This window comes from Pseudoalteromonas sp. SS15 (assembly GCF_049257195.1).
In the GTDB taxonomy this organism is placed as follows: Bacteria; Pseudomonadota; Gammaproteobacteria; order Enterobacterales; family Alteromonadaceae; genus Pseudoalteromonas.
The window spans coordinates 38,704-55,857 of record NZ_JBMMUD010000008.1 but is presented as its reverse complement, the minus strand read 5'-3'; the positions used below and the strand labels follow the sequence as shown (position 1 = coordinate 55,857).

At 36.5% G+C, this 17,154-nt stretch carries 17 protein-coding genes; 8 read left to right on the top strand and 9 right to left on the bottom strand.

Annotated features, from left to right (window positions below; translation table 11 throughout):
* Positions 1–18: 18 nt before the first annotated feature.
* The 8 genes from pseB to AAEU28_RS16130 are packed head-to-tail and all read left to right on the top strand — an operon-like array spanning position 19 to position 8,762.
* Positions 19–1,020: a UDP-N-acetylglucosamine 4,6-dehydratase (inverting) gene (pseB, locus tag AAEU28_RS16165; RefSeq protein WP_421965057.1), complete on the top strand. Its 1,002-nt coding sequence runs from the start codon at positions 19–21 to the stop codon at positions 1,018–1,020.
* Positions 1,017–2,168, top strand: a complete 1,152-nt coding sequence (gene pseC, locus AAEU28_RS16160) for a UDP-4-amino-4,6-dideoxy-N-acetyl-beta-L-altrosamine transaminase (protein WP_421965056.1) — start codon at positions 1,017–1,019, stop codon at positions 2,166–2,168. The genes pseB and pseC overlap by 4 nt, the downstream gene beginning before the upstream one ends.
* On the top strand, positions 2,165–3,031 hold the full coding sequence (locus tag AAEU28_RS16155) for an aldo/keto reductase (protein ID WP_421965055.1): 867 nt from the start codon (positions 2,165–2,167) through the stop codon (positions 3,029–3,031). The genes pseC and AAEU28_RS16155 overlap by 4 nt, the downstream gene beginning before the upstream one ends.
* A 24-nt stretch (positions 3,032–3,055) precedes the next feature.
* The gene (locus tag AAEU28_RS16150) at positions 3,056–3,820 is read left to right on the top strand and encodes a cytidylyltransferase domain-containing protein (RefSeq protein WP_421965054.1); all 765 of its coding nucleotides are present in this window, start codon (positions 3,056–3,058) and stop codon (positions 3,818–3,820) included.
* Positions 3,813–5,099 carry an aspartate aminotransferase family protein gene (locus AAEU28_RS16145; RefSeq protein ID WP_421965053.1) on the top strand — a complete coding sequence of 429 codons (1,287 nt, stop codon included), beginning with the start codon at positions 3,813–3,815 and terminating at the stop codon, positions 5,097–5,099. Before AAEU28_RS16150 ends, AAEU28_RS16145 begins: the two co-directional genes overlap by 8 nt.
* Before the next feature lies 1 nt (position 5,100).
* Positions 5,101–6,597: a UDP-2,4-diacetamido-2,4,6-trideoxy-beta-L-altropyranose hydrolase gene (gene pseG, locus AAEU28_RS16140; protein WP_421965052.1), complete on the top strand. Its 1,497-nt coding sequence runs from the start codon at positions 5,101–5,103 to the stop codon at positions 6,595–6,597.
* A 7-nt stretch (positions 6,598–6,604) separates the two neighbouring features.
* On the top strand, positions 6,605–7,660 hold the full coding sequence (gene pseI, locus AAEU28_RS16135) for a pseudaminic acid synthase (RefSeq protein WP_421965051.1): 1,056 nt from the start codon (positions 6,605–6,607) through the stop codon (positions 7,658–7,660).
* On the top strand, positions 7,653–8,762 hold the full coding sequence (locus AAEU28_RS16130; protein WP_421965050.1) for a Gfo/Idh/MocA family protein: 1,110 nt from the start codon (positions 7,653–7,655) through the stop codon (positions 8,760–8,762). Before pseI ends, AAEU28_RS16130 begins: the two co-directional genes overlap by 8 nt.
* Before the next feature lie 59 nt (positions 8,763–8,821).
* Here AAEU28_RS16130 and AAEU28_RS16125 read toward each other — a convergent pair whose 3' ends face one another.
* From AAEU28_RS16125 to fliS, 9 genes are all read right to left on the bottom strand, one after another.
* Positions 8,822–9,889: a glycosyltransferase family 2 protein gene (locus tag AAEU28_RS16125; RefSeq protein ID WP_421965049.1), complete on the bottom strand. Its 1,068-nt coding sequence runs from the start codon at positions 9,887–9,889 to the stop codon at positions 8,822–8,824.
* Between the two features lie 16 nt (positions 9,890–9,905).
* Positions 9,906–11,207, bottom strand: coding sequence for a radical SAM protein (locus AAEU28_RS16120; protein ID WP_421965048.1), 1,302 nt, complete (start codon positions 11,205–11,207; stop codon positions 9,906–9,908).
* 64 nt (positions 11,208–11,271) lie between these two features.
* Positions 11,272–12,768 (bottom strand): AAC(3) family N-acetyltransferase, encoded by a 1,497-nt coding sequence (locus AAEU28_RS16115; RefSeq protein WP_421965047.1) that lies wholly within the window; start codon positions 12,766–12,768, stop codon positions 11,272–11,274.
* Positions 12,769–13,017, bottom strand: coding sequence for a phosphopantetheine-binding protein (locus AAEU28_RS16110; protein ID WP_421965046.1), 249 nt, complete (start codon positions 13,015–13,017; stop codon positions 12,769–12,771).
* A 14-nt stretch (positions 13,018–13,031) separates the two neighbouring features.
* Positions 13,032–14,522 (bottom strand): class I adenylate-forming enzyme family protein, encoded by a 1,491-nt coding sequence (locus tag AAEU28_RS16105; protein WP_421965045.1) that lies wholly within the window; start codon positions 14,520–14,522, stop codon positions 13,032–13,034.
* Positions 14,519–15,796 carry a DUF4910 domain-containing protein gene (locus tag AAEU28_RS16100; protein ID WP_421965044.1) on the bottom strand — a complete coding sequence of 426 codons (1,278 nt, stop codon included), beginning with the start codon at positions 15,794–15,796 and terminating at the stop codon, positions 14,519–14,521. The genes AAEU28_RS16105 and AAEU28_RS16100 overlap by 4 nt, the downstream gene beginning before the upstream one ends.
* 1 nt (position 15,797) lies before the next feature.
* Entirely contained in the window at positions 15,798–16,301 is a 504-nt protein-coding gene (locus AAEU28_RS16095) for a GNAT family N-acetyltransferase (protein WP_421965043.1), read from the bottom strand.
* 59 nt (positions 16,302–16,360) lie between these two features.
* Positions 16,361–16,660, bottom strand: coding sequence for a hypothetical protein (locus tag AAEU28_RS16090; RefSeq protein ID WP_421965042.1), 300 nt, complete (start codon positions 16,658–16,660; stop codon positions 16,361–16,363).
* Complete coding sequence (gene fliS, locus AAEU28_RS16085; protein ID WP_421965041.1) at positions 16,660–17,049, bottom strand: flagellar export chaperone FliS; 390 nt, start codon at positions 17,047–17,049, stop codon at positions 16,660–16,662. The genes AAEU28_RS16090 and fliS overlap by 1 nt, the downstream gene beginning before the upstream one ends.
* Positions 17,050–17,154 lie beyond the last annotated feature (105 nt).

The following is a 17,154-nucleotide window of genomic DNA, read 5'->3' as shown; positions in this document are numbered from 1 at the left end:
TGCAATGGGTAAAAATCAATGTTCAATAATTCAACCATTTTAATCACTGGCGGTACAGGGTCATTCGGCAAGAAATATGTGAAGACCTTGCTTGAACGTTATAAACCTAAAAAGATCATCATTTTCTCCAGAGATGAATTAAAGCAATTCGAGATGCAGCAAGAATACAATGCACCATGTATGCGCTATTTTATTGGTGATGTGAGAGATAAAGAACGTTTGATAAGAGCCATGAGAGGTGTAGATTATGTCATTCATGCTGCAGCATTAAAACAGGTGCCTGCTGCTGAGTATAACCCTATGGAATGTATCAAAACCAACATAAATGGCGCTGAAAATGTTATTGAGGCTGCACTGGATAATAACGTAAAGAAAGTTATCGCACTATCCACAGATAAAGCAGCTAATCCTGTAAACCTTTATGGTGCAACCAAACTCGCGTCTGACAAGCTATTTGTCGCAGCCAATAATATTGCAGGTGGTCATGAGACTACTTTTTCAGTAGTCAGATATGGTAATGTTGTTTGCTCAAGAGGCTCTGTTGTCCCTATTTTCCAAAAGCTTATCTCTCAAAACGATCAGTTTTTGCCTATCACACACCCTGATATGACTCGCTTTTGGATTACACTTCAGCAAGGTGTTGACTTCGTTCTTAAAAACTTCGAGAGAATGTTAGGAGGGGAAATTTTTATTCCAAAAATCCCCTCTATTAGGATCACTGATTTGGCTCAGGCTATGGCCCCAAACTTACCACATAAAATCATAGGAATACGTCCCGGCGAAAAATTACATGAAGTGATGTGTCCAACAGATCTAAGCTTTAACACTTATGAATTTTATGATCATTACGTAATAGCCCCTGCAATTAAATTTAGCAGCCGCTCAAATGACTTTACTATCAATGCATTAAGTGAGAAAGGGAAATTAGTTCCAGAAGGGTTTGAATATAACTCGTTTACCAATGAGAAGTTTCTTACAATTGAGGAAATAAAAGAGTTCAATAAACAGGCGGCTCTATGATCTCCTATGGTAAACAACAAATTACTGATGCAGATGTCGACGCTGTTACCGAAGTTTTACGTTCAGATTGGTTAACACAAGGCCCACAAGTCCCAAAATTTGAGGCTGCGATATCTGACCTTTGTGATGTGAAACATTCTATTGCTGTTAATAGTGCTACTTCAGCATTACATATTGCTTGTTTGGCTTTGGGAGTTAGTCATGGTGATATAGTATGGACTTCACCAGTCTCCTTTGTGGCGTCTAGCAACTGCGCTTTATACTGTGGAGCAAACATAGATTTTGTAGATATATCACCTCTTACAGGTAATATTGACTCTAAGAAGCTAGAGAAAAAATTAGCTCTTGCAAAACAAAACAATACCTTGCCCAAAGTTGTTATAGCAGTTCACTTAGCTGGACAACCCTGCGACATGGCGCAGATAAATTTTCTCTCAAAGCAATATGGCTTTAGAGTTATAGAAGATGCCTCTCATGCAATTGGTGCCAAATATAAAGAAAACGCCGTTGGAAACTGCTTATACTCAGATATTACTGTTTTTAGTTTTCACCCTGTTAAGATCATTACCTCTGCTGAAGGTGGTATGGCCACTACAAACTGCAATGAGCTTGCTCGTAAAATGATAAAGTTAAGGAGCCACGGAATCACTAGCATTGAAACGGAAATGACAGAAGAAAGTCACGGCCCCTGGTACTATCAACAGCAAATGCTTGGTTTTAACTATAGAATGACAGACCTTCAAGCCGCGTTAGGCCTTAGTCAGCTAAGTAAGCTCGAGGAGTTTGTTCGAATAAGAAATCAACTTGCTTCTATCTACCGCTCAAAAATTGCAAAGTTACCTTGCACTCACTTACTTCAAAAAAATGATTGCTACTCGTCATATCATCTCTTTATTATTTTGCTAGACCCCTCAGTACAAGAAAAGCATCGGGCTACCATAGAAAAGCTAAGGGAGAAAGGCATACAAGCTCATTTACATTATATTCCTATTCACCTACAGCCCTACTATCAGCAAATGGGATTCAAATCTGGCGATTTCCCGTGTTCAGAAGAATACTACAAAAGAGCTGTTACTTTACCCTTACACCCTCAACTTACAGAACAAGATTTAGACTATATCGTAAATGTTTTAAGTGATACTTTATGAAATTGATACTTGGTACTGCTCAATTTGGTTTGAATTATGGTGTCACCAACTTTAATGGCCAAGTATCACATTCAGAGATTAAAAACATCTGCGCCTTAGCCCAACAAGCTGGAATCAAGCACATTGACACTGCAATTGCCTATGGAGAAAGTGAATACTTACTCGGAAAGCTCAACCTTGCCAAAAAATTTAGCATTCTAACCAAAGTGCCAAGCTTAAGCTCTAACACTAACTCAATTGATGAATTGGTCAAAGGCAGTTTAAAGCGTTTAAATGTAGACCACCTTGAGGCTATCTCATTTCACGACGCAAAAGATGTTCAAGGTGAGCATGGGGCATTAAATCTTGGACGGCTAGACAAACTAAAGCGTCAGGGGGTTTGTACAAAGTTAGGTGTATCTCTTTATGAACCTGGAACTATCGATTCAATAGAAGCTCCTCAACAGCTCGATTTGATACAAGCACCTATAAATTGTTTTGATCAACGCTTTTTAAATGCTTCCTTAAATTACCATTGGCAGATACATGCGCGCTCTATTTTTTTACAAGGGTTATTACTTACTCCTTTAGAACGCTTACCTAATTTTGCAAAGCAGCACTCTGATTCTTTTGTTAAATTTCAATTGTTAGCAAAAGAAGTTCAGTGTGACTTACTCACTCTAGCATTGGCTTTCGTACTTAAGCACTATAAAAAAGTGCAATACTTAGTTGTGGGTTGTTGCTCTGTAAAACAACTTGAACAAATTTTAAATTGCTATGCTCATGCTATTGAGTTACAAGATTTGGACGTTGCTTTGTTTGATGATTTGAAATGTGATAAAGCTGAGCTAATTAATCCAACACTATGGCCGATAAACAAATAAGCACCTATTTTACTGCCTGAATTTATGATCCAAGCCTTTATTCAAGCTCGAATGAGCTCTACTCGATTCCCAAATAAAGTACTCAAAAAGGTATTAGATAAATCTATACTGGCTTTTCTTGTTGAGCGCGTAAAACGGGCCCAACATATTGACCAGATAGTTATTCTTACGAGTGTTCAAACTGAAGATGATGCAATTGAAAATGAAGCTAAGCACCTCAATGTAAAATGTTTTCGGGGTGACTTAAATAATGTACTCAAACGATTTTATGATGCCTATATCGAGTTTCCAAGTCAGCATATAGTTAGGTTGACTGCAGATTGCCCTTTACTTGACCCTGATATATTAGATCAAACAATCGAACATCACCTGAATACTCAATCTGATTATACTTCAAATTGTCAAAGTAACTCATTTCCTGACGGCTTAGATGTAGAGGTATTCACTGCGAAATCTCTAAAAACAAGTTATAAGCTTGCAAATAAACCCTCTGAGTTAGAACATGTTACTCAGTTTATTAGGAATCACCCAAGTGACTTTATTATCAATGAAGTCTGCTCCCCTGTTGATTTATCCCGTCATAGGTGGACAGTTGACGAACCTTCAGACTTTCAACTCATAGAAGAAATTTTGCATTGCATTTATCCAAGTAACCCTAATTTTTCTTATAAAGACGTTTTAGATTTATTTGCACAAAAGCCATCATTACTTCAAATAAACCAGCACTTTCAAAGAAATGAAGGGTTAAATATTTCATTATTAAGAGATTTAATTAACGGTTATGAATAATCAATATCAAAACTCAAATAAATTATTGAACCATGCCGAAAAGTATATCCCTTTAGGCTCGCAAACTTTCAGTAAAAGCAAAATGTCTTTTCCTGAAGGGGCTAGCCCAATGTTCATTGAACGCGGTGAAGGTGCGCGTGTGTGGGATGTTGATGGCAACCAATACACTGATTATGTCTCTGGTTTATTAGCTATTTCCTTGGGCTATCAAGACAAAGACGTTAATCACGCAGTGATAAATCAACTAGGTCAAGGCGTTACCTTCTCTCTTCCTCATAGGCTTGAAAGTGAGCTTGCTGAGTTGTTAACGAAACACATTCCTTGTGCTGAAATGGTAAGATTTGGTAAAAATGGTAGCGATGCAACTTCAGCAGCCATAAGAATTGCAAGAGCATATACCCGCAAAGAAAGAATCGCGGTATGTGGCTATCACGGTTGGCATGACTGGTATATCGGTTCAACAACAAGAGACTTAGGTGTACCAAAGTTAACAAAATCTTTAACCCATACATTCAAATACAATGACTTTGATAGCCTAAAAGCGCTATTAGAACAGTACCCTAATGAGTTTGCTGCAATCATCATGGAACCTATGAATATAGATTACCCTAAATCTGGCTTTTTGGAATCAGTTAGAGCACTTGCAACTCAACAGCAATGCCTGCTTATTTTTGATGAAACCATAACAGGCTTTCGCTTCCATATGGGTGGAGCTCAAGCTTTATTTGGTGTTACACCCGATATCGCCACTTTCGGGAAGGGAATGGGCAATGGTTTTCCTATTTCTGCCGTCGTAGGTAAAAAGCCTGTGATGCAATTAATGGAAGATATCTTTTTTTCTGGAACATTTGCAGGTGAAACCTTGTCGCTCGCAGCTTCAAAAGCGACGATTAACAAAATTGAGCAACACCAAGTTATCGAACATATTTCAACTTTAGGCGAAAAGTTACTATCAGGGCTTGAACATTTGATTAAACTCACAAATTGTCAATGGCTAGGAACATCTGGTCATCCTAGCTGGTCGTTTGTTCATTTTTCTAACGTGAATAATAATGATGCGCTAACAATAAAATCTTTATTTATACAAGAAATGGCTGAGCGAGGTATTTTATTAGCTGCAAGTCATAACTTGTCTTTTGCTCATACAGAAGAGGATATTGACTACTTACTAGCATGCTACAAAGAAGTAATCATTCTTATCAACTCTGCCATAGATAATGATGAACTCGATGCTCAGCTAAAAGGCAAACCTCTTGAAGCTGTTTTCAAAGTACGCTGATATGAATATATTATTTCGGCTTGATGCATCTAGCTCCATCGGCGCTGGTCACTTTGAACGCTGTTTAACAATCGCTCGTTCTATTAAATCAACATTTGATAAAGCTAAAGTTGTATTTGTATGTCATGAATTAGCACCCGTTTTTATAAAAAAGCTAGAGTATGCGGCTATAGAGTACATACCTTTTAGGCACGAATTCCAATCTGAAAAACATGATGCCGAGCAGCTGCTAAGTATTTTAAAAAACCATTTTTACGACTATATTTTTATAGACCATTACCAATTGCAGGCGAAGTGGGAGTCATCATTGCGACCTCATTGTCGAGTGCTAATTGCACTTGATGACCTCACAACCCGGCAACATACCAACATTGATTATTTAGTTGATCAAACATATGGGCGAACCGCTGAGCAATACCCGTCTTCACTCCCTGAAAATTGTAAAACATTATTCGGATCAAAATATGCAATTCTTCGTGAAGAGTTCAAAGAAACAAGAAACAAGGCAATAATAAAAAGAGAAAGTTACAAATCGGTAAAGCAGGTTGTAATATCATTAGGAGCAATGAATACTGGCGAATATACGCTGCCCTTACTTTCATATTTGGTGCAATACCGCTTAGAAAATCAGTTACATTTTAATATTCAAATTTTATTAAGTAGTAGTGCCAAGGGCTTAACAGATATTAAAAAGTATATTGCACCATATCACTTTATTAAACTGCAATTAGATTGCACTCATATTGCTGATGCGTACCTTCAAGCTGATATTGCTATTGGAGCGTGCGGTACCTCTACGTGGGAAAGGTGTAGCTTGGGCTTACCTACTATTGCCGTAACACTTGCATCTAACCAGCTTACCATCGCAAAACAATTGCATGGGGCTGGTGCACATTATTACCTTGGAGAAGCTCATAGCGTCAAAATTTCGGATTTCAAAGATGCTTTTAGCGAAATAACCTCCAATATAGACACTTATTCAAATATGGTTCGCAAAGCTTTAGAAATTGTTGATGGACAAGGTGTCGAAAATCTCCTTAAGAAAATACAGTTATCTGATGTGCACCTACGCTTAGCTGAACTTTCAGATATCAATACCGTCTATCAGTGGCAATCACAATCTGTAATTAGGCAATACTCTAGGAACACTCAACCAATTAGCTATGATGAACACTGCGCTTGGATGACTAAGGCACTTGCAAATGAGCATCGCCATATTTTTATAATAGAGCTCAAAGTGAGCAGCCGTATTGAGCATGTAGGGATGCTAAGGCTAGACAAGTTTAAAGATGGCTACGAAATCTCTATTCTCGTTTGTCCACAGCATCATCAACAGGGTATAGCTAAGCGTGCCTTGGCATTGATACCGGAGAAGTTCAAAACATCTAAGATCTACGCCACGGTTTTACAAAAAAATCTTGCTTCACAGCAGCTATTCTTAAATTCTGGCTACAGTAAAATTTCGCCAGAAGAATATCTACTACAACCAACTTCATGAGACAACAATGACCTTTAAAATACATAACACTGAAGTAGGCCCTAATAATTCACCTTTTATTATTGCAGAAGTATCTGCAAATCATAACGGTTCTATTGATACAGCATTAAAAACAATAAAGGCAGCAAAAGAAGCCGGCGCAAGTGCAGTAAAAATTCAAACTTATACACCTGACACAATGACCATAGACTGCAACCAACCCGACTTTCTGATTGAAGGTGGATTATGGGATGGTTACAATTTATATCAGCTTTATAAAGAAGCGCACACTCCCTTTGAATGGCATGAAAGACTATTTGCATATGCAGCAGAAATAGGCATAACTTTATTCAGTACGCCTTTTGACGCTTCAGCAGTCTCGCTTTTAGAGTCCCTAAATTGCCCAGCTTATAAAGTTGCCTCATTTGAAATTACTGATATACCGTTACTGAAAGCTATCGCCCGTACTAAAAAGCCTATAATTATATCAACAGGGCTTGCCAACCCTGAAGAGATTGCTGAAGCAGTACAAGCAGTTACTGATGAAGGAAATACTCAACTTGTTTTACTACATTGTATTAGCGCATACCCTACTCCTGTAGAGTTAATGAATTTAAAAGCTATAGAATCTTTGAAAGTAAAATTTAATGTTCAAGTAGGACTGTCTGATCATTCTATGGGGATCGCTGCAGCGAATACTGCTATCGCTTTAGGCGCAACCGTTATTGAAAAACACTTCATTTTGTCACGGGATCTTGGTGGTCCTGATAGTAGCTTTTCAATTGAACCTAGTGAGTTAAAACTGCTTGTAAAATCCTGTCAACAAACACAAAACTCTTTAGGTAGCGGAGAAATCAGTACCAGCCAAATCGAAAGTAATAACAAAAAATTTCGACGTTCCATTTATGCTGTAAAAGATATTTCTAAAGGAGATATTATTACTGCTAATGATATAAAAGTGATCCGCCCAGGCTTTGGATTAGCACCAAAACACTTGGAGAAAGTAATAGGTAGAAAAAGTACACAAACAATCCTAAGAGGGACTCCCCTTAGCTGGTCATTACTGGAGAACACATATGAATAGGAAACCATTAAAGCTGGCTTTCATTGGGGGGGGCAATAATTCTGCTGTCGGATACGTACACTTCTGTGCCAGTCAGTTAGATAATTACTTTAAAGTCGTTGCAGGGGCATTTAGCCGAAACAAGCAGGTTAATATTGAGACTGCCGATAAATGGGGGATTGCACCTGAGAGAACATACAATAACTGGAAAACGCTTCTAGAAAGTGAAAAAGATGAGATTGATGCTGTCGCGATATTGACACCTACCCCAAATCATTTAGAAGCACTGCTTTATGCTCTTGAGCTGAATATTCCAATTATTTGTGAAAAATCACTCGTGAGCGGCCCATCTGAGATTGAACAATTAGAAAAAGTTTACGATAAAAGCAAGCATTACCTAGCTGTCACTTACAATTACTCTGGTTACCCTATGGTTAGAGAATTAAAACAACGTATCAGCAAAGGGCAACTCGGTAAAATACAAAAAATTGTTTTAGAAATGCCACAAGAAGGGTTCAAGAGACCACCTGATATTGCAGGAAAAAAAGCAATGCCTCAAGCTTGGCGTTTACAAGATGGCGAAGTACCTACAATCTGCTTAGATTTAGGCGTACACCTGCATCACATGGCGCACTTTTTAACAGGTCAAGAACCATGCTCAGTGTTGGCACAGGCAAGCAACCACTCTGATTACAATGGGCTTGTTGATGACATGCAACTTCTTCTTAAATACACAAATGATGTTGTTGGCAGTATGTGGATCTCAAAAACCGCAATTGGACATAGAAATGGACTAAATATTAGAGTATACGGTGATCAAGGCAGTGCTTTTTGGCATCAATTGAATCCAGATGAGCTGCAGCTCAATTATGCCTCGGGTTTAAGAGAGACGCTTGATAGAGGAAGTGAGTGCGAAGTTGCTAGCATATATGAGTACAACAGGATGAAACCGGGTCATCCTAGTGGCTTTATTGAAGCGTTTGCTAATCTTTATCGGGACTTCGCTAATGATCTTTACAAAATGAAAGGCGGAAAACGCATAGAGCAAACTGATTTTTTAATATCAAAGATGGGATTAATGCTTTTCAGCAAGGCTTACCAATCAAGTAAAAAAAACTATTGAGTACTTTTACAATGTAACACTTAATGAGTGTGCCAAATACAAGCCCACTCATTAGCTTTTTAAGCTCTAACAAACGAGCCTTTTTCTATGATTCCAAGTTTTATAGCTTGTGACTCAAAAAATTCTGCAGAATCACCTGAAACTCCAAACTCTGAATATACCCTAAAAAAATTGCTAAAATGCTTATCCTTAATTGTCTCAAATGGTAAAGCTTTTTCATCGAACAAACCAATACTCTTGGACTTTTTAAAAATATAATTGTAATTTACTACTCTATCAGCAAAGCTATCAGCATGAAAAACTAAGTTTTTCTGCAATAAGCTAGCTATACAGCCTACCAGTCCTCTCATAAACTTGGTGTAAATTTCAACATGCGGTACTAACTGACTGCCTTGAACTTTATCAAAACAGCTTAACCAAGCTTCTATTAAGCCATCTATCTGTCTAAACGTTAGATTATTAATAATAGATTCCTTTCTGAACTTTTTAAAATAAATAACCTTCGATAAGGTATCTATCTTTTCGGCATGTAGATAACATTCAAATATAAAAGGAATATCTTCATGAAGACCATCAGGGAAAGTAATCTTTCCTCGCTTTACTAAATCGCTTTTTACTAGAGAAAAAATCACAGAACCATCTAATTCAGCTGCTAAGAACTCTTTAATTAACTCTTCCTTATTAGATTTATACAACTCTATAATATGCAGGTCTTTTCTAAAAGCGTATGCTGGGTCACCTACATTTTCAATTAGTCCATAATTATAGAAAAGAAGATCTACTTCCTTTGTACTTGCTTCGTTGTAAACGAGCTCTAATGCATCATCGCTAATGTAGTCATCGCCATCTAAAAAGAAGTAATATTCTCCACTAGCAATCTCCAAGGCTTTATTACGGGCATTACCAGGCCCCTGATTACTATCAAGTTCTATTAAATATAAGTTACTATTCTGCTTTACAAATTCTCTGACAATTTCACAAGAGTTATCAGTTGAAAAATCATCCACAATGATTACTTCGAAGTTTTCTAAACCAATACTTTGCTTAAGAACACACTCTAATGTTGTACCTATGTGTTCTTCCAAATTAAAACATGGAATGATTACACTGATCTTTTTTCTAGACACTATCTAACTCTCAAAACTAAATAATCAATTTATTTATAATACGTGATTTAGATACACCCATTGCTATCAGCTCATCATAGATTTCGTTAAAATACATACTCGAGGCAATAACAATAAAGTCTTCTGTATCTAAGACTGAATTTGGCGAATATACCGAATAACCGATAAACTTAGTTCCTTGTTTTTCTTTAGATTTATCAACAAGGAAACTTATTTCATTATTCTCAAAAAATAGGCTATCATTTGTGAGTGACCTAGCATACTCGCCTGCTCCCCAAAGTATTACAGGTTTATCCAAAGGAGCTACATACTCAACCAAGAAATCAATATTACTCTTTGCATAGATATCATCAGACTCCAAAATCTGACGAACTTTACGGTTTAACCTCGGCCTTAAATGATCATCTAAATGAACCGTAGATGCTCCAGCGTTAAAAAGTCGCAAGTAAAGTTTAAAAATGCTAGCTACCTGATCCGTTTTTAAGTCTTCGCATTTGAAGTCTGAGCTTATTTGAAAGTCACAATGAATTAATCCATGACTTATCACTTTATCAAAAAAACCGTTTATCTCTGAGAGTTCGTAGTTTTGGTCAGTAAAAATATACTTGATTATTACACCTCTACCTGCAAAGTCGTAATATCTTTTTAAATTTTTAAAAACACGCTCAAATGCCCTAAAACCTCTTACAGCTTCGAAAGTTTCAGAGCAACCGGCATCAATACTTGTTGTGATGTTCAATTGACCACTTTTAAGGTAATTAGCTACTTTTTCGCTAAACTTAGTTGCGTTACTGAAAATTTTTGTATATTTAGGAGAGAAGCCTTGCATATATAATGAAAATATATCCTCGAAGTCATCAAGTAATAAGGGTTCTCCCCCGCCCCATGCAATCGACAAATTACCTGAATTGACCACACCTTCTGAACAAAGCTGCTCATAAAGCTCTTTTAAATCATAGTTAGGCTTTAAGCCTCCATAATAAGTGTCACTACAATAACTGCATTTCATGTTACACACTGAGTGAGACTCGATAGATATATGATCTATATTTAACTTATCAAAATCTGCCCACTCTTCCCTTGTTAAAAATGGACAACCGGTACAAGGAGTCTCCTGACCTTTATTGATAGCGGCATGTAAATCTTTCTTAGCTTGTAAAATTTTTTCTGCAGAGATGTCTTTAGTTGAATTAACAGGGAACATTTCAACATCCCCCTTCATTTTTCCATCAACAAAAAAACGTTTGCAGCAATGTCTAAGAACATCTGGCGCAAAGTAAACTGCATGATGAAGATATTGACAACTCAATGTTTTCATTGTTCATCTCTTTTCTAAAGGAATATAACGTTATCGGCAAAAACTAAGTAAAATTAATACAAACTTATAAAGCTTGGAAAATATATTTATAATTCTTCAACAGTTTTTTTGCTTTTTTTGTTAACTCACTCCTGAAGTCTTCATTATTAATACCCCATATATAAATGGGTCCACATTTACTTCCAAATAGCTCAGAGACTAAACCTAAAGCTATCCAAGAGGAACAAATCAACACATTATTTTTACTTTGTAAGCCATATAACTTTTTAATAATATCTTTCTCTTCAAGTCCATTGGTAAAAAGTACATCAACAGGAAAGCTATCATCAACTTGCGAGTAGGCTACAATCATTTCTGAGAAAAAAGCCCCACAATTCAAATTAATATCATATAAACCATTAGGCTCTATAGAGAAAGGGAGTGATTTCAACACCCAGTCTCTTTTAATGTCATTGAAGTACTGTTCTGTTTCAATAACATGCTGCAGCAACTCCGTTCCCAAAACCTTACCACTGAAACCTAAACTATAGCTACTAACATAGTCAACACACTTTAATTTCATAGTATTTGTAGTTACACAATATATTGATAAGTCACCACAATGCCAGCCTTCAGGAATAATTTGGCCTGCAACTATGTCACCTGAGTCAAACTTTAAATAATCCATATTAAAACGTTTTGTTAACTCAATTATAAAGCGGTTTGAAGCTTTCGAGTTTTCTAGCAACCCCGCACTATCAGAAAACTCAGCGTTTATCCTATTATATTCCATTGCATGAATATCATGAGGCCCTGAACTTGCTAAACACCATTGATTCTTTACTAAGCAGTTATCTACGTAATCAAAGTACTCATTGTAACTACAAGCATAAACTCTCCCTCGTCCAAGCTCAGAAACTTTCCATAATCCTTCCTGCTCAGAATCTCTTGCAACCTTGTGCGCATTTGCAACTGCAAAATCCCCTAAAACAGGCACCGTATATATCCACTCAGACTCTTTCCCATTTATGAAACCGCAAAATCTTTTGTTGTACCGAAAAGGTACATTATGTAAATACTCTATATGGTGGATAAACGCCATCCAGTTTGGTCCTAGACCAATATTGAGACATTTCGTATTTAGCGTTAGTAGGCGGGCAAAGATACAATCGTGGCCGTATGAAGTGTTAGGTAAGTTTGTTACTAAGTCTTCTGCGTGTTTTCCCCAAATACTCACAGACATAAATGGATCTGGTGTTCGAATTACATTTTTCTGTTGTCTAAAATACTCAGGAAAAGGACCTATTTCACTAGGAGTAGTTATAGTGTTAAATGATGCGGGCTTACTTTTTCTTCCTTTACCAAAGGTATATGAATAAGTGGGGACAATTATTGTTCCATCACTACCCAATAAATCTACTAACGACTCAAAAAATGCTTGGTTAAGTTCATCATTACTTTTAGCACCTTCAAGCAGACCTAACATGCCTAATGAAGTAGAAACAAATACTGTATCTCCAGGTTGTATATCTACTATTTTCAGAGCATTGAGGATGTCTTCTTTTGAATATTGTCTCGGCATTTAGATCAGTTTTTCATTTATTAGCGAAAGTAAACTTCCAATTGCTCTAAACTGATCTGACTCTGTATCTTCAGCACTTAATTCAACACCAAATTCACTTTCTATATCTGCAATTAAGTGAATTAGCGAGAAAGAATCAAAGCCTGTATTATCAAGATACCTGAAGCTTGACAACTCAGATTCAGTTAACGTTGGAAGTTCATTATATTGCTCTATTAATTCAACAAGCTGTTGTAAAGAAATTGCCATTATGGTTCCCATTATTATGAATTACTATATAAAGCGCGTTTGGGTTTACCCGTCGCAGTTTTCTTCAAATCTGACACCTGCTTAAAACTAATTGGTAGCTGGTATAAAGCTAATTTTGCCCGGCAAAACTGCTTTAACCTTTTAGTGTCAATGTTCTCATCAGCCGTAAAAACCGCGGCTACAACCTCACCTAAGTAAGGATGAGTTTTAGAGTAGGCGATACTTTCTTTTATGCCTTCATATTTATTAATAACTGTTTCAATATCTTCAGGGAATACATTGATCCCACCGGAGATTATCAACTCTTTCTTTCTACCTTTGAAATATAGGTAACCCTGTTCATCCACATAACCCAAATCCCCCGTCAAAAAATAATTACCATGCATACTACTTAAAGTTTTTTCTTCATCTTGGTAATAACCACAAAATAACAAAGGGGTGTAGACCGCTATTTCGCCAACCTGATTAGCAGCTAACTCTTCGGAGCTATTACCTATAATTTTTATTTGTACACCACTAATAGGCTTGCCAACGCTTTTGTAAAAATTAAGTTCTTGATTAACATGAATGTCTGTAACAGTGCCAACTTCTGAGGCCCCATAGCACTCATGTAATTCACAGTTTAGCATTGTAAGAAGTTGCTGCTTATACTCAGAACTTAAAGTTGCTGAAGAAGATACCACCCGGCGAAGAGTGGTAATTTTGGTATCAGTTTGATTTAAATAATTAAGTATCGCTATTAACTGAGAAGAAACAGAAATAGTAAAGGTTACATGATGCTTTTTAACGTTCTCAACCCAAGTTTGAGCTGAAAACTGGCGTCCTAATATTAAAGTTGCACCATTCATAAGTGGTAAAAAAGTTAAACGCTGAGCCAGAGAATGATATTGAGGCGTATGCGCTAAAAAAACATCATCACTTGATAATTTGTAGCAATCATAGGCTGACTTTGCTCGATTCAGCTTTGTTTGTTGAGAAAAGGTTATTAATTTAGGCTCGCCAGTAGTGCCAGAAGACATAGTTAAAATAAATGGGGCATCTAAATCGACTTGAAAATTCAGCTTTTTACCTGAGCGATTCAGGCCAAACTTAATATCACAATCATCAGCATCTGAATCCAAGCCAAGTGAAAAAACAGAACTTAGCCTATGAGCTAATTCTTTTTTATCCACCCGAGACTTATAAGAAAAGTCAGTAACAATTACTTTATCACCAGGTATATTGCAATAATTTTCTATTTGCTCTAAAGACAACTCTTGTGAAAGTGGCAACCAAGACCAACCCAGTTGGCTTAATGCCAACATCAAAGTGGTTTGCTCTAAACTATTTTGTAATAGCGTAATTATTATTTTATGTTCAGAATTTAAACTCTCTACTAAGTTTTCTGTTAGATTATCAACATAAACTAATAGTTGCTTATAACTAACTTCTTGTTCAGGCAAAACCAGCGCAAGCTTATCAGGGGAATTATTAGCTGAGTTCTTAAATTGATTGTAAATACTCATATTTTTTTAATTACACCATGTTCGAGCAACTTACTCGCCAGATTTATTAATTTACTGGCTGGAACGTTGATTGTATCTGCAATTTCAATTAGATCCTGCTCACCATCAGCATAAGCTAAAAAGTTCATCATATCTTCAATTGACGCGTAGTCTGTATTTATCGAACTTATATCGGGGTATAACCCTCTCTTGCCAAGCTGAGGCTCACAAGGGAATACAGCTTGATATATATAATTATTTTCTATCAGTTCAATAGTTTTCCACAGTACACTATGCGCCCCTTCAAGACCCTCAGGGCTAATAAAGTCTAAATTATCCAAAGAGGTATGATACTCAGGGTATTCTCCATACTTACTCCGCATAATAGAACATACGGGTAGATTTACATTTGGTGAGCAGTATTGTCGCTCATCGCTACCTCTGTCTAAGTATGAATAATAATCCACTTTTTCTTCTAGCCACTTTAGTGTCTGTAAAGCGGCTCTATCTGCTAAGGTCCCTCCCTGCCTACTTGGCAAGAAAGAGTATTTATTATTATCACCAACACATGTTAAAACGAATCCAGCGATAGTTTGATTCTTCATATGTTCAAGGTTTTCGGCTAAATAAGCGATAGCTCCAATTGTTTCTGCAAGAAACAGAATTCTATATGTAAACCTTCTATTTTTTTGCGCTGCTAATTTTTCTGCCAACGAAGCCGCTACTGCAGGCCCTGATAACTCATTATTTGCTAATGATGGATGACAAATATAAGTAGAAATCAAAACCTCTTTTTCTGAATCCCCAGGGAGGATCAGTTCACCATAGTTAAGTTCTCCATTAAACAACACTGAGTCTATTACTACTTGGTAAACTCCCTCTTCAAGCTCAATAAACTCTTCATAAGATAAGCAAAAGCCCCAGTTCTCAGCATAGTAAGAAGTTACATATGGAATTGCACTTGGTTGCTCTGGTAAAAAATGTAAGTGCTCTTTTAACTCTTGCAGACTAACTTTTTTATTTACAGGCATAGAGTAACCTACTAAGTGCAAGTTGCATTGGCTAAAGTCACAAATCTTCTTACCACTTGGGGTAATAATATATGCAGCGTTTACTTTCCACTCTCTAGGTATTTTCCAATCAAATACTTGAGTACCAGATTGAATTTTTTTTATTTCTAGCTGAGGCAATATACCTTTAAGGTAAGATAAAGTCTGCCTGTTGCCTTCACCTGTCAGGCTGCGATTTAGTGGGAATAAATCTTCACACCATTCGTAAATTTTCTTTCCAAGCATTTTAATTATTAGATTCAGGTATAGTATATTTCATAGTCAATGAGTTTGGATTCTTATCTTCAGGATTGAAAAAACTCTTAAATCCGAATTTTTCATATAAATAGACAGCCCTAATATTACCTTTATTAACGCCCAGTATCACTGTTTCGATGTCATGTTCGTCAAACACAAACCGAAAAGCAAGTTCCATTGCCTCAAACGCAATGCCTTTGCCCCTGTAGCAAGACTCACCAATCATAATCCCTAAAGCCACTGTATTTTCCATATATGAAATAGGATCTAACTTGATATTACCAATGTGAAAATGTGAATGGTCAAAGATTCCAAATAAATGACAACCTTGTTGAGAATTTGAAGCCTTAATAAAAGACTTCAAATCAGCAATAGTTCGAGGGGATTTTTTTATATAGTTATTAATTTCTTTTTGTTTAAACCAAGAAAGATAACTTGGACTTGCATCATTTTCAGAAAGTCGTCGCAAATAGATTTTTTTGCCATTAAGCATATAGGCTCCAACTTATCAGGTCATTAGTTTTATTAACTCACTAAACCTCTTATTAGGTATTATTTTGAATGCGATAAATATTTGTTAACACCTAACTTTCCTTGCTTTCTTTTTTCTATTAACTTCACCGATTCGAGCTTTAGTCTCGCAGCAACTGTTTCAAGCTCAGAAACTGAACTTAGCCAGCTTTCGACTTTTTCCCGGTTGGGTTCTGAAGTTTTAGCAAAATAAGCTTCTATAGAACTTTTTAAATTATTAAAAAGCACTTCATGCTCATTCTCAGAATAGCCAAGTGAAACGCTTTTTAACGACTTTTTCAAATGCGCTATATTATAGTCAACCTCTTTTTCTAAACTCACTATAGAGCTCTATTTTCTTGAGGGATGCTCTCCCAGCCCGCCTTTATTTCCCCGATTATGCCTAACACTTCATCAATTTGATTTATATCGTTATTCATGTTGGCATCAAGCAACTTTCTTTGACAAAAGTCATACAAGGAATCTAAGTTACCAGAGATCTCTTTTCCTTGCTCAAAGTCTAGGACCTGCTGAAGCGCTCCAAGTAAAGTAATACAATCTGAAATGTACACGCCCTTTTTTTCGTAGTCTTTTCTATCAATAAAGCCCTTTGCTGCTGACAGTTTCCCTACAATATTTACGAAAACAAGCTTAACCTGATCGTAAGGTGACATTTCTCTTACGCTGCTAACCGTGACTTGTTTATATTTATTAATTGATAAATGTTGCATGACTGTACTCTCTAAAAAAATAACAACTAAACAAAGCAATATAAATGCCAAAAATCTAAGTTAATTATCTTATCGGCTGTTTCGGCTAAAAATTAAATACTTTTT

Bases quoted from the DNA above. Each gene is read 5' to 3' on its own strand.
- AAEU28_RS16110 (WP_421965046.1), bottom strand. From the start codon at position 13,017: ATGGCAATTTCTTTACAACAGCTTGTTGAATTAATAGAGCAATATAAT.
- AAEU28_RS16120 (WP_421965048.1), bottom strand. From the start codon at position 11,207: ATGAAAACATTGAGTTGTCAATATCTTCATCATGCAGTTTACTTTGCG.
- AAEU28_RS16155 (WP_421965055.1), top strand. From the start codon at position 2,165: ATGAAATTGATACTTGGTACTGCTCAATTTGGTTTGAATTATGGTGTC.
- AAEU28_RS16100 (WP_421965044.1), bottom strand. From the start codon at position 15,796: ATGCTTGGAAAGAAAATTTACGAATGGTGTGAAGATTTATTCCCACTA.
- fliS (WP_421965041.1), bottom strand. From the start codon at position 17,049: ATGCAACATTTATCAATTAATAAATATAAACAAGTCACGGTTAGCAGC.
- AAEU28_RS16150 (WP_421965054.1), top strand. From the start codon at position 3,056: ATGATCCAAGCCTTTATTCAAGCTCGAATGAGCTCTACTCGATTCCCA.
- pseG (WP_421965052.1), top strand. From the start codon at position 5,101: ATGAATATATTATTTCGGCTTGATGCATCTAGCTCCATCGGCGCTGGT.
- pseC (WP_421965056.1), top strand. From the start codon at position 1,017: ATGATCTCCTATGGTAAACAACAAATTACTGATGCAGATGTCGACGCT.
- pseI (WP_421965051.1), top strand. From the start codon at position 6,605: ATGACCTTTAAAATACATAACACTGAAGTAGGCCCTAATAATTCACCT.
- AAEU28_RS16115 (WP_421965047.1), bottom strand. From the start codon at position 12,768: ATGCCGAGACAATATTCAAAAGAAGACATCCTCAATGCTCTGAAAATA.
- AAEU28_RS16145 (WP_421965053.1), top strand. From the start codon at position 3,813: ATGAATAATCAATATCAAAACTCAAATAAATTATTGAACCATGCCGAA.
- pseB (WP_421965057.1), top strand. From the start codon at position 19: ATGTTCAATAATTCAACCATTTTAATCACTGGCGGTACAGGGTCATTC.
- AAEU28_RS16130 (WP_421965050.1), top strand. From the start codon at position 7,653: ATGAATAGGAAACCATTAAAGCTGGCTTTCATTGGGGGGGGCAATAAT.
- AAEU28_RS16095 (WP_421965043.1), bottom strand. From the start codon at position 16,301: ATGCTTAATGGCAAAAAAATCTATTTGCGACGACTTTCTGAAAATGAT.
- AAEU28_RS16105 (WP_421965045.1), bottom strand. From the start codon at position 14,522: ATGAGTATTTACAATCAATTTAAGAACTCAGCTAATAATTCCCCTGAT.